12 protein-coding genes are annotated in these 12,849 nt (G+C 54.7%); 3 read left to right on the forward strand and 9 right to left on the reverse strand.

Annotation, left to right across the window (positions count from 1 at the left end):
• Positions 1-28: 28 nt before the first annotated feature.
• The 5 genes from amtB to ACP3TC_RS16095 form a co-directional block, all read right to left on the reverse strand.
• Positions 29-1,315, reverse strand: coding sequence for an ammonium transporter AmtB (gene amtB / locus ACP3TC_RS16075; protein ID WP_313856149.1), 1,287 nt, complete (start codon positions 1,313-1,315; stop codon positions 29-31).
• Positions 1,316-1,349: 34 nt separating this feature from the next.
• Positions 1,350-1,688, reverse strand: coding sequence for a P-II family nitrogen regulator (glnK, locus tag ACP3TC_RS16080; protein ID WP_313856146.1), 339 nt, complete (start codon positions 1,686-1,688; stop codon positions 1,350-1,352).
• Positions 1,689-1,955: 267 nt separating this feature from the next.
• Positions 1,956-3,725: a SmdB family multidrug efflux ABC transporter permease/ATP-binding protein gene (locus ACP3TC_RS16085; RefSeq protein ID WP_313856144.1), complete on the reverse strand. Its 1,770-nt coding sequence runs from the start codon at positions 3,723-3,725 to the stop codon at positions 1,956-1,958.
• Positions 3,718-5,487 carry a SmdA family multidrug ABC transporter permease/ATP-binding protein gene (locus ACP3TC_RS16090; protein WP_313856143.1) on the reverse strand — a complete coding sequence of 590 codons (1,770 nt, stop codon included), beginning with the start codon at positions 5,485-5,487 and terminating at the stop codon, positions 3,718-3,720. Before ACP3TC_RS16090 ends, ACP3TC_RS16085 begins: the two co-directional genes overlap by 8 nt.
• Before the next feature lie 45 nt (positions 5,488-5,532).
• On the reverse strand, positions 5,533-5,994 hold the full coding sequence (locus ACP3TC_RS16095) for an Lrp/AsnC family transcriptional regulator (RefSeq protein ID WP_313856141.1): 462 nt from the start codon (positions 5,992-5,994) through the stop codon (positions 5,533-5,535).
• A 113-nt stretch (positions 5,995-6,107) separates the two neighbouring features.
• Between ACP3TC_RS16095 and ACP3TC_RS16100 the strand changes: the two genes are divergently transcribed.
• Positions 6,108-7,154 carry a PLP-dependent cysteine synthase family protein gene (locus ACP3TC_RS16100; protein WP_313856139.1) on the forward strand — a complete coding sequence of 349 codons (1,047 nt, stop codon included), beginning with the start codon at positions 6,108-6,110 and terminating at the stop codon, positions 7,152-7,154.
• Positions 7,155-7,157: 3 nt separating this feature from the next.
• On the opposite strand, the gene ACP3TC_RS16105 is transcribed toward ACP3TC_RS16100, so the two are convergent.
• Both ACP3TC_RS16105 and cof read right to left on the reverse strand, forming a co-directional pair.
• Positions 7,158-8,309 (reverse strand): RHS repeat-associated core domain-containing protein, encoded by a 1,152-nt coding sequence (locus ACP3TC_RS16105; RefSeq protein WP_426816825.1) that lies wholly within the window; start codon positions 8,307-8,309, stop codon positions 7,158-7,160.
• A 180-nt stretch (positions 8,310-8,489) separates the two neighbouring features.
• The gene (gene cof / locus ACP3TC_RS16110; RefSeq protein ID WP_426816826.1) at positions 8,490-9,311 is read right to left on the reverse strand and encodes an HMP-PP phosphatase; all 822 of its coding nucleotides are present in this window, start codon (positions 9,309-9,311) and stop codon (positions 8,490-8,492) included.
• A gap of 99 nt (positions 9,312-9,410) precedes the next feature.
• Here cof and ACP3TC_RS16115 point away from each other — a divergent pair, with 99 nt between their 5' ends.
• Entirely contained in the window at positions 9,411-11,111 is a 1,701-nt protein-coding gene (locus ACP3TC_RS16115) for an SgrR family transcriptional regulator (protein WP_426818290.1), read from the forward strand.
• Positions 11,112-11,161: 50 nt separating this feature from the next.
• Entirely contained in the window at positions 11,162-11,857 is a 696-nt protein-coding gene (gene queC, locus ACP3TC_RS16120; protein WP_426816827.1) for a 7-cyano-7-deazaguanine synthase QueC, read from the forward strand.
• Positions 11,858-11,925: 68 nt separating this feature from the next.
• Here the strand turns inward: queC and ACP3TC_RS16125 are convergent, their stop codons facing one another.
• Complete coding sequence (locus tag ACP3TC_RS16125; protein WP_313856129.1) at positions 11,926-12,327, reverse strand: YbgC/FadM family acyl-CoA thioesterase; 402 nt, start codon at positions 12,325-12,327, stop codon at positions 11,926-11,928.
• Between the two features lie 110 nt (positions 12,328-12,437).
• Positions 12,438-12,779 carry a helix-hairpin-helix domain-containing protein gene (locus tag ACP3TC_RS16130; RefSeq protein WP_313856127.1) on the reverse strand — a complete coding sequence of 114 codons (342 nt, stop codon included), beginning with the start codon at positions 12,777-12,779 and terminating at the stop codon, positions 12,438-12,440.
• Between the last annotated feature and the right edge of the window lie 70 nt (positions 12,780-12,849).

The raw sequence follows: 12,849 nt of genomic DNA on the forward strand, positions 1-12,849 counted from the left end.
CACTGCTTTTCTTAGTCAGCCATTACGCTTAGTGGTTGTAAGCATTCTCGCCGTGGCTGTTAACGTCCAGACCTTCACGCTCCTGCTCTTCCGGTACACGCAGGCCAACAATCATGTCGGCAATTTTGAAGCCGATAAAGGCAACCACTGCGGTCCAGACAATCGTCACTACCACACTCAGCAACTGAATCAGCACCTGGTGGCCCATGGTCACGCCCTCTGCGTAGCCAACGCCGCCCAGTGAGGTAGAGGCGAACACACCGGTCAGGATGCAGCCGACAATACCACAAACGCCGTGCACACCGAACACATCGCAGGGATCGTCAACGCGCAGCCATTTCTTCAGGATGGTGACCCCCCACAGGCCAGCGATACCACCGGCGATACCAATAATCAGAGCACCCCCGACGCCGACATAACCACAGGCTGGCGTTATTGCGACCAGACCGGCAATGACGCCTGAACAAGCACCCAGCAGTGAAGGCTTACCGCGGAACATCCACTCGCCAAAGGTCCACGCCAGTACCGCGCCCGCTGTTGCCATTACGGTATTGAGGAACGCCAGCGCGGCGATTTCGTTGGCAGAGCTTGCCGAACCGGCGTTGAAACCAAACCAGCCAACATACAGAATCGCCGTACCGATAAATACCATCGGCAGGTTGTGTGGTTTGAAAGCTTCTTTACCGAAGCCAGCACGTTTGCCCAGCAGGTAAGCGCCAACCAGACCGGCAACCGCGGCATTGATGTGCACCACTGTCCCACCGGCGAAGTCCAGCGCGCCATCCTGTGCCAGGAAACCACCGCCCCACACCATATGCGCCACCGGCAAATAAGCCAGCGTCAGCCAAATCACCACAAAGATCAGTACCGCCGAGAAGCGAATACGCTCGGCGATGGCACCAACAATCAGCCCCACGGTAATACAGGCGAATGAACACTGAAACGCCACGTGAATATACTGATAGAAGGAACCCGATAAGGCCGTCAGTTCGATATTTTTCAGCATTGCCATGCTGAAACCACCGAAGAAAGCATTACCTTCGCTGAACGCCAACGAGTAGCCATACAGCATCCACAGCACGCAAACCAGCGAAAAAGTAACCGCCACCTGCGTCAACATCGACAGCACGTTTTTACCGCGAATCAGACCGCCGTAAAACAATGCAATACCTGGTATAGACATAAACAGCACCAGCGCGGTGCAAATCATCATAAAGGCGTTATCAGCTTTATCTGCAACGGCAGGTGCAGCCATCGCGAGCGATGGTAACAGTGCCAGGCTTGCCAAACCCAACGTCGTCAGTACTTTTTTCATTTTATTCCATCCCATCACAGTTCAGACCCCGAAATTACAGCGCGGCTTCGTCAGTTTCACCGGTACGAATACGGATGACACGCTGCAGTTCTGCAACGAAGATCTTACCGTCGCCAATTTTGCCGGTGTAAGCGGCTTTGCTAATCACGTCGATCACTTCATCGATCTGATCGTCGGCGATAGCCACATCAATTTTTACTTTTGGCAGGAAGTTCACGCTGTACTCAGCACCGCGATAGAGTTCTGCATGACCTTTCTGGCGACCAAAACCTTTCACCTCGGTGACGGTCAGGCCCTGAATGCCGATAGAGGACAGTGCTTCACGCACGTCTTCCAGTTTGAACGGTTTGATTACCACGGTAACCAGCTTCATACGATCCCCTCCAGCTATTGGAAAATGTCAGTTACACCCAACCCGGGATGTATAAAGCAAAGGCTGTGCCATAAATTAAAAACCGGGAAATTTCAGCGAATAAGACGGTCTGCAACCGGGTAATACCGGGCATCAGGATGGGAAGCGCCGCAGCGTACTGGCGGGCAATAAGGACAAAACGCACCATTTCGGTGCGTTAGCTGTTCAGGAAAGTGCATCAAGGTGAAACATGCCGAAAAAATTGCGCAAAAAAGGTGCAATCAGTCCTCAGGCTTCGGCCGTGATGCCCGAGTTAAGTTCATCGCCGGCCAGCTGCAACTGATACATTTGCCAGTAACGCCCCTGCTGCGCCAGTAATTCTCGGTGATTACCCTGCTCGACCGCCTGGCCGCGATGCAGCACCAGAATGGTATCGGCTTCGATAATGGTGGACAGGCGATGGGCAATCACCACCAGCGTGGTGTGCTGACGAATCGCCCGCAGCGCGCGCTGAATCGCCTGCTCAGTACCCGAATCAATATTGGCAGTCGCTTCATCCAGAATCAGAATCTGCGGTGCCGCCACCAGCACACGCGCCATGGCCAGCAGCTGTTTCTGGCCGACTGACAAATTATTACCCTGCTCGCCCAGCCGGGTATGGATCCCCTCGGCCAGGCCGCGCGCCAGTTCGGCCAGCTGTACGGTCTCAAGTGCCTGCCACACCTGCTGCTCGCTGATATCGCGCCCCAGCGTGACATTGGCAAAAAAGGTATCCGCCAGCACCACCGGATCCTGCTGTACCATCGCCACGCCCTGACGTAGCGTCTGGTGGCTGAGGCTGCTCAACGGGCGGCCATCGAGGCGAATTTCGCCCTGCTTCAGCGGATAATAACCCATCAGTAAATTAGCCAGCGTGCTCTTGCCGCTGCCGGTATGCCCGACCAGCGCGACAAAATCGCGCGCAGGCACCTGCAAATTAATGTCACTGAGTACATTACGATCGTCGCGATAGGCAAAGCTGAGCTGGTCAACCTCAATGCGGCCGCTGGTCAGCGGCCGCCGGTCGTGACCGTATTGCTGGCGCGGCGCATCCATCAGTTCAAAAATACGCTCGCCGGCGACCACCGCTTGCTGCAACATTGATTGTTGCGTGGTCAGCTCAATCAGCGGCTCGTTGAGTCGTCCAAGGTAGTTAATAAAGGCATACAGCACGCCAACCTCAATACTGCCGACCGAAGAGAAGCCAAACAGCATCATCAGGCCGCACAGTATCAGAGCCGAGAACAGGCTGAGTAACGGACGCAGTAAAAAGCCATCAAGCCGCAGCGTTTGCATCCGCGCCAGATAGTGTGAACGGCTGGCTTCGCCCATGCGCTCGCCAAAGCGAGCCTGCTGGCGAAACTGCTGAATCACGCTCATACCGTTAATTACTTCATTAAAGCCGTTGTTAATATCCGCCAGATAGCTGCGTACCCGACGCACGATTGGCGTGCTGTAACGCTGATAAATCAGCATTACGGTGATTACCGCCGGGAAAATCGTGATTGCCACCAGCGCCATGCGCCAGTCAAGGCTGAACATCGCCACCAGCATGGCACCAATCAGCGCCGCGGCACGCAGTACCGTCGCCACCACGGTGACATACAGATCGCGCACCACTTCGGTGTCATTGGTCACACGCGAAATAATTTGCCCAACCGGTTGAGTATCGAACGCGCTGAGTGGCTGACGCAGCGCCGCATCCATCACATCACTGCGCAGGCGTTGCACCACGCCGACCGCCGCCTCACTGAACAGCAGTGACTGAGCGTAATGCAGTGAGGCCGCCAGCACCTGCAGCAAGATGTAACCGACCACCAGTCCGAGCGCGATCCCCAGCGGCATATGGTGTTTCGCCACCATATTATCGATAAAGTAGCTGATCAGGATCGGTCCCATCACTTCCGCCGCCGCCGCGATCCATAACAGCACTACCGCAATACCCAGCGATTTACGCCAGGGTTTACCGTAGGAGAGCAGGCGCTTTAAGGTAGGCCAAATCTGCGGCAAACTATTCATGTGGCACGCCCTTCTCATTCTCATCTTCATCAAGCGCCGCTTCCAGCTGCTGATAACGATACATATCGCTGTACCAGCCCGACTGTTCCGTTAGCTGCTCATGGCTACCGCGCTGCGCCACCACGCCGTGCTGCATCACCAGAATTTCACTGGCCTCGGTCAGAGCTGACAGGCGATGGGCACTGATAATCACCGTGCGTCCTTCACCCCAGCTGCGCAGATTATGCAGAATCTGATGCTCAGTGCGACCATCCACCGCCGACAGTGCATCATCCAGCAGCAAGATTTCGGCGTTAAGCAGCAGCGCGCGCGCGATAGAAATACGCTGTTTTTGTCCGCCGGACAGCATCACACCGCGCTCGCCCACCTCAGTTTCATAACCCTGCGGCAGCCGCAAAATATCGTCATGCACGCTGGCGAGACGCGCCGCCTCTTCGATTTCGCTCTGAGTCGCCCCCGGACGACCCAGCGCAATATTATTGGCGACGCTATCAGAAAACAGGAACGGCGTCTGATTGACCACCGCCAGTCGCCCACGCCAGCTGTCAATGCGTAGCTGGGTCAGCGGAATACCGTGATAGCGAATATCGCCCTGCGCAATATCGAAATGGCGCTGAATCAGACTCAGCAAGGTGCTTTTACCAGAACCTGTCGGGCCGCACAGCCCTAACATCTGCCCCGGCTTCAGGTTGAAATTCACATTGCGTAACGCGGCCTGCTGACTGCCCGGCCAGCTAAATTCACGGATCGCCACCTGCAACATACCGCGCCCTTCCGGCAGCGTTTTATCGCCGTCGGCGACCGCTGGCGCTTCTGACAACAGCGCGCGAATGCGGCTCCACGCCGCGCTGCCGCGCTCGACAATATTAAACATCCACGCCAGCGCCAGCATTGGCCAGATCATCAGGCCGAGATACATCACAAAACTGGTCAACTGGCCCAGCGTCATGTCCCCATGCCATACCAGCCAGCTGCCGCCGCCAATCGCCAGCAGGTTAGACATGCCGATTGCGATATAAATAGTGGGATCAAAACGCGCATCCACGCGCGCGACGCGCATGTTTTTCTCGCCGGTATCACGGGCGATATCGGCAAACTGGGCAGACTGATGGTCTTCCAGACCAAAAGCTTTGATCATGCGGATACTGGTCAGGCTTTCCTGAGTCTGGTTATTCAATGAGGAGAACGCAGCCTGTGCCAGTTTGAAGCGGTTATGCAGCTGATCGCCGTAGCGTTTAATCACCAGCGCCATTACCGGCATTGGTAACAGCGCCAGCAGCGTCAGTTGCCAGCTGATTTGCGTGCTCATTACGATCAGCACCGCCAGCCCCATCACCAGAGAGTCCACCAGCGTCAGTACTCCTTCGCCGGCGGCAAATACCACCCGGTCGACGTCGTTGGTGGCGCGGGCAATCAGATCACCGGTGCGGTGGCGCAGATAAAATTCAGGATGCTGCCGGCTCAGCTGACGATAAAAATCTTCGCGCAGCTCCACCGCCAGCTGATAAGAGGCACCGAACAGCAGCACGCGCCAGACGTAACGCAGCAGATAGACCACCAGCGCGGTTACCAGCATCAAGCCGATCCACATCATAATTTGCCCGGCGCTCATCTGCTGTTGCGTCACGCCGTCGACAATCTCCCCCACCACTTTTGGTGGCAGCAGTTGCAAAATTGCTATCACAATCAGCAATGAAACCGCGCCGAGATAACGACGCCATTCCCGGGCAAAATACCAACTTAATTGGCTAAACAATCGCACGCAATAATTCCTGGGGGTTGGAGAAAGCGGTGATACCGCATCAGATTATGGATTTACCGGCAATGCCGTAGTGTATTTTATCTCTTCCATGGCAAAACTCGAAGTGACATCGATTAAGCCTGGAATGCCGTTCACTAAACGTTTGTAAAACGCATCGTAGCGTTTCATGTCAGCCACCTGGATTCGCAGCAGATAATCATACTCACCGGCCATGCGATAAAACGCCATGACTTCTGGCATGCTCTGTACCACATCAACAAACTGCTGATACCACTCGCTGCTGTGCTGATGCGTTTTAATCAGCATAAACGCCGTCAGCGACAGCCCGAGTTTTTCACCGTCAAGCAGCGCTACCCGGCCACGGATAATGCCGTCATCTTCCAGCTTTTTCAGCCGTTTCCAGCACGGTGTGGTGGTGAGATTCACCGCGTCGGCCAGGGCCTGTAAGGACAACGTGCAGTCATTCTGCAATAACGCCAGCAGTTTACGGTCAGTTTTATCTAACATACGGCCATCCAGGAGAAAATATTTCTCTAATCTGGCGATTATACAGGAAAGAAGGCAAACCTTTTTTCCCGGAAATGCCTTACTCTCTGTTCATCATTTTCAGGAGCCAGCCCATGAACAGCCAGTGGACCAAACACGCCATCAAAGAAATCAACGCTGACTTTCAGCGATCTGCCGATACTCATCTGATCCGCCTGGCACTGGCTGATTATCCTGGCATCTGGCTGTATCTGAAAGATGAAAGCACCCATCCGACCGGCAGCCTGAAACATCGGCTGGCACGCTCCCTGTTTTTGTATGGCCTGAGTAATGGCTGGATAAAACAGGATCGTCCGATTATCGAGGCATCATCGGGCAGTACCGCCGTATCGGAAGCTTATTTTGCCCGGCTGTTGGGGTTACCTTTTATTGCCGTGATGCCGGCCAGCACCGCCAGACGTAAAGTTGAGCAGATTGCCTTTTATGGCGGTCAGTGTCATTTCGTCAGCGATCCTTGTCAGCTGTATGCTGAATCAGAACGGCTGGCGCGCGATCTCGATGGTCACTTTATGGATCAGTTTACCTATGCCGAGCGTGCCACCGACTGGCGTGGCAATAACAATATCGCGGAAAGCATCTTCCGCCAGATGTCCAGCGAGCCTTTCCCGATTCCTGATACCATTGTAATGAGTGCCGGAACCGGCGGTACTTCAGCCACCATTGGCCGCTATTTACGTTACCAGGGTCATGATACCCAACTGATGGTGGTCGACCCTGAAAATTCAGTATTTTATGATTACTGGCGTCAGCGTGATGCTGCCCTGCGTAGCGCGGTGGGCAGCAAAATTGAAGGGATTGGCCGCCCACGCGTCGAGCCGTCGTTTATTCCCGACGTAATTGACAGCATGCTGAAGGTGCCGGATGGCGCCAGCATCGCAACCATGCTGTGGATGGAAAAACAGCTTGGCCGCAAAGTCGGCGCGTCCACCGGCACCAACGTTTGGGGAGCCTTGCAGGTCGCCCGACAGATGCGTGAGCAAGGGCGTCAGGGGGCGATTGTTACTCTGCTGTGTGACAGCGGTGAACGCTATCTCGACAGTTACTACAACGCCAAATGGGTGGCTGACAATATCGGTGATATCAGCAGTTGGCAGGCGGCGTTATCAAGCGGCAACGTCTGACCGTTAGCTTTTTGCCGGACGAGTGGTCAGCGGATTATACCCGCCGCTGATCCCCCGGTTCTCTTTGATGACACGGAATAAATTATCTCTCGATTCCAGCTCGACAAGCCCCTCATTTAAAGATTCTTCCGCTACCAGTAAATTACCGTTAAACATCTTTTCAAGGTGGGTGGGTGATGCATGCGCATTGACCATGGATTGCAATTCACCTTCTGTGGTTACCGGCCCGCTGAATGCTTTTACCGATAAACCCGACTGCCGGGCAAAGCTGGCGGCAAAGCTGTCAGCGCCATCCGCGGAATAGCAAACGATCAGTCTTACGCCGCCGTCAGCATAATCAGAGAAGTTGATGCCCATATCCGACAGATAAGCTGCAAAGCTTGCACCGGTATAGCGGGTGGATACCTGACTGAATCCAACGGTCGCGTAATTTAAACTTTGTTCAAACCGGCCATGCGCAACAATATTCAGACGTCGGGAGCCTTTTTTAACGTCATCAAAGCTGTAATAGATGTCTGTGATCCTCGAGGGGCGAGTTGAGCTTCCTACTCCCAGCATCTGAATATTTTCTATATCGTCGACATTTCCCCATGTGGATCTCGCTGAACTCAAGTTGCCCAGTTGTCTGACCGCTGAATTCACTCTTCGCCAGGCCATAGATGCCAGCCCCATCCCGAGGGAAAGCATTCCGGCTGCAAGAGAGATCCAGCTTAGCGCCGTTGACGCTCTGCGGTTGCTGTGTGCGGTGGCGGTGCTGGCGATGCCGCTGACATCTGCCACCAGCCCTGCAATTCCGCTGAGCAATGACAGCGGCGAGGCGCTGCCGATTGCCGCACTGAGACTTCCGGCTACGGCGATAGCGGCACCGCCGGTTAACAGCGCAGCGACAATGCCCAAAATTCCCAGTCCGATCCCCAGGCCAGCCAGCCAGCTTGCGTGCCCCGACGGGTCAACGCGATTCAGCGGATCGCCGTCACAGTAGAGATAAGGATTGATGCCGCCAGCGCCAAAGGGCGCCCAGCCATCCGGGCGATTAAATCGCATCAGTGAGGGATGATAAGCGCGATAGCCGTTACCTAAATGGCTGGCTCCGCTGATTGGGTCCAGACGCTGGCCATTAAATCCCACCCGACAAGGGTTCATATTTCGCTCCATTGAAAATAGCCTGAGAAGATTGAGGTTATCTCAGCCACAGCAAAGCGAAGCCAGTAAAATTAAATTCAATTAATCATTATGTTACGTAATCATTAAGGTGATGCCGGGCGAAAAAAAGCCGAACAGTGCGAAGTGACCGGCTCGCGATAGTTAACACTGGCGGGATGGGTTGCTGTCGCGTCAGGAGCGCGGGGTATAACTGAGATCCGGAGTTGTCAGCCAGTGATTCAGATAATGTGATACCCCCTGCGTCGCACAATGCCCGATCACCGGTAAATGCGGCAGTTCGTTTTTCAGTTGATGCATTGCATTGCCCATAATAAATCCGCGCCCGACGCTCTCCAGCATTTCCCGATCGTTCATCGCATCACCAAAAGCCATGCAGTCGGCCATTGTCAGCCCCAAATGGTTGCTGAGAAAATTAAGCGCGGTGCCTTTATTACAGTTAAGCGGCAGCACTTCCAGACACTCCCAGGCCGAAAAACACAAATGCGCACGATCGCCCAGCGCTTCGCGCAGCTGGATCTCGAGGCGGCACAGTTCGTCATGCTCAGCGATAAAGCAGATTTTAGTTACTTTATCGGCCGGAATATTGCGTACATCACCCAGCTGATAACTGAAGCCACTCAGCAGATGCGCCTGTAATATTTCCGGCAGCTCCGTGCCGGTAAACCAGCCATCATCATTAAACAGATGCAGAGTGGCCATGGTGTCCCACTGGGTGTGGGTCACCTGATGCGCAATCTCCGCGGGCAAATCGCAGCCGAACAATTGCTCGCCCTGTAGTCCGTTGATGCGTGTGCCATTGCCGGTGATAAGCCAGGCATCAAGAGCCAGATCGGCGGCCAGAATTTTCATTTCAAGCAGATGCCTGCCGGTAGCGAAAGCCAGCACCACCTTTTTTTGCTGCAGCGCACGCAGTGCCGCCAGCGTCTCTTCCCCTAACTGGTGGTTAGGCAATAATAAGGTGCCATCCATATCAAAAGCGGCTAAACGTGACATCTCATCTCCTGCTAACGATTAAATAATCATCGTAGAGTATCACCTGGTATTTACGGAACTAATAGTGAATACTTTGTGAAATCACTTCCGGGTTTCATTATGCGCCAGCTCAATCGTCTGAATCAGTTTACCAGACTCTGGCAACACAGTCGGGGCGCGGTACAGCAAACCAGCGTGGCCGAGATGGCTGAACGCTGCTTTTGCAGTGAGCGCCATGTTCGTACTCTGTTGCGCCAGTGGCAACAGAATGAATGGCTTGACTGGCAGGCGCAATCCGGCCGCGGTAAACGCGGCACGCTGCGCTTTCTGCAAAATCCTGAGCAGTTACGCAGCGCGTTGCTACAGCAGCAACTGGATGGCGGCCAAACGCAGCATGCGCTGCAATTAGTGCAACTGGCACCAGAGCAACTTGCTCATCTGTTGCAGCCGTTTATGGGCGGACAGTGGCAAAATGACGCACCGACGCTGCGTATCCCCTACTACCGCCCACTGGATGATATTCAGCCGCTAAGCCTTGACGGACGTGCCGAGCAGCATCTGGCACGGCATATTTATGCCGGACTCACCCGCTTTGCCGACCACCAGCCGGTGGCCGATCTGGCACATCACTGGGTGTGCGGTGACAATCAGAAAGAGTGGTTTTTCTTTTTGCGCCCGCAGCTGCACTGGCACAGCGGCGAAGCGATCGATGCCGGTCAGTTACAGCAGCAACTGCAACGCATTCTGCAAAGTGAAACCGGCAGTAAACTGCTTGCCAGTGTCAAAAGCATCACGCTGGCGCATGCACTCTGCCTGCGCTTTGAACTGCACTGTCCTGACAACTGGCTGGCACACCGCCTGGCCAGTGTGAGCTGTCTGTTACCCCATCCACAGGATGAAAAGTTGGGGGCCGGGCCGTATCGTCTCAGCCATTTTTCGCCAACGCTGGTGCGGATCGAAAGCCACGGCTGGTATCACCTGCAACATCCGCTGATGCAGGCGATTGAGTACTGGATTACGCCACAGCTGTTCGACAGCCAGCTGGGCACCAGCTGTCGCCATCCGGTGCAGATTGCCATTGGCGCACAGCATGAGTTGTCGCGGCTACGCCCGGTCAGTAACAGCATCAGTCTCGGCTTCTGTTATCTGGCGATCAGGCAAAGCGAGGCGTTGAGCCCTGCCCAGGCGGCAAAACTGATGCATTTGATCCAGCAGGCGGAGATGGTTGCCAGGCTGCCGCTGGAAGAGGGACTGATTACCCCGGGTCGCGAATTGCTGCCGGGCTGGCCGCTACCATGCTGGCCGGAGAATCCGCATATTTCGCTACCGGCGATCCTGCAACTCCACTATCACCTGCCGGTGGAGCTGGATGCGATGGCGCATCAGTTACAGCAACTGTTGGCAATGCATGATTGTCAGCTGCAGCTGCATTTTCATCCGGGTAAAAGCTGGAAAAATTACAATGATCTGCCCAGCGCCGATCTGATCATGGGCGATCGCCTGATTGGCGACGCGCCGCAATTTACGCTGGAAAGCTGGTTACGCCTTGATTCACTCTGGCCCGCCATTCTGGACGCAGAACAGTATCGCAGGTTGATCGCCAGCCTCGATCAGATCCAGGCGCTGGCGCAGGAGTCCGATCGCTTTGACGGCCTGCAACACACTTTTCAGCAGCTGATGAGCGATGCGGTTATCACGCCGTTGTTTAATTATCGCTATCAGGTCAGCGCACCGCCAGGCGTAGAAGGAATTTATCTTAACAGCTGGGGCTGGTTTGATTTTACCCGCGCCTGGATACCCCCGCCGGTGATGATTGAGTGAGAGTGCCGCAGGCAGTACCATAGGCGCTTAACCCGATATTCAGGACAACTATGAAACGTGCAATAGTGGTTTTTAGCGGCGGTCAGGATTCAACAACCTGCCTGATTCAGGCCCTCAAACAATATGACGAAGTGCATTGCGTCACTTTTGATTATGGTCAGCGCCATCGCGAAGAGATCGAGGTTGCGCAGGCGCTCTCTCTGCAGCTGGGTGCGCGGGCGCATAAGGTGCTGGATGTCACCCTGCTGAATGAACTGGCGGTCAGTAGCCTGACGCGTGATAACATTCCGGTTCCCGCCTTCGATCCGGATGCCGGCGGTTTACCCAGCACCTTTGTACCGGGACGCAACATTCTGTTTCTGACGCTGGCATCAATTTATGCTTATCAGGTAGAAGCAGAAGCGGTGATCACCGGCGTCTGTGAAACCGACTTTTCGGGTTATCCCGACTGCCGAGATGAATTTGTTAAAGCGCTGAATCATGCCGTCGAACTGGGTATGGCTCGCAGCGTGCGTTTTGAAACGCCGCTGATGTGGCTGAATAAAGCCGAAACCTGGGCGCTGGCCGATTACTGGCAGCAGTTGCCGCTGGTGCGCCAGCAGACGCTGACCTGCTATAACGGCATTAAGGGTGATGGCTGTGGCGAATGTGCCGCCTGTCATTTGCGTGCCAATGGCCTGAAAGAGTATCAGGCTGACGCCGCCACAGTGATGGCCAGTATGCAGCAAAAAACCGGCCTGATGTAATTTTGCTTCCGGTATTATGGGGAGCCGTTTTCGGCCCCCTTGCTGATGGCCTGCCGAGTGGCGCGCCACTACACTTCTGTTAACATTGACTGCAGCCGCGCTTTCATGTCCTCTTCAAGCGGCAGCGCTTTTTGCGTGCGCAGATCAACACATACGAATGTCAGCGCAGCATCCGCTACCAGCGTCCCGTCGGCCAGCAATACTTTTTGGCTCATCACCCCGCTTTTGCCCTTCAGCTCCAGCAGCTGACTGTCGATAGTCAGTACGTCACCCAGTACCGCCGGACGACGATAATTAATATTGATATTGACCGCAATAAACGCCAGATGGTTGTCGCTGAGCCACTGAAAAGCCTGTTTGCGCTCCAGCCACTCCCAGCGCGCTTCTTCAAGAAACTCCAGGTAGCGCGCATTGTTGACATGCTGATAAACATCCAGATGATAACCGCGCACTTTAATTGTTGTCTGCATAACGTTGTCGCCCCGCCAGAAGAAAAGGCCATACCGACTGGTATGACCTCTTACAGGTTAGCAGCCTGGTTTCCCGCTTTCGACAGCAACATGCCTGGCTGAGAGCGCGATCACAATTTCAGCCGGGCCAGATTACGCTCTACCAGTGCATTACCGATACCCGGCACCTCTTTCAGCTGTTCTACTGCACTGAACGGGCCATATTTTTCGCGGTAGCTGACTATCGATTCTGCTTTCTTAATGCCCACACCATTCATTGCCGCAGCCAGCTGTTCTGCGCTGGCATTGTTGATACTGATGGCTTCCGCGGAACTGGCTGTAGCAGCCTCTGCTTCGGTCTGCGCTTGCGGCTCGCCCAGTGAACTGGCGTGCTGCGCGCTGGCCACCGCAACTCCACTACCGAACAGCAGTGCCAGCGAGAGACAGAGTGCATTAAGTGATTTGTTGTTCATGCTGTAATTCCTCCGTGTGTTTGACAGCACGGCTAACATACGTGGTTTACTTAGCAGGAAACAAACGGCA

The sequence above is a fragment of the Winslowiella sp. 2C04 genome (assembly GCF_050037805.1).
Taxonomy (GTDB): Bacteria; Pseudomonadota; Gammaproteobacteria; order Enterobacterales; family Enterobacteriaceae; genus Erwinia; species Erwinia toletana_A.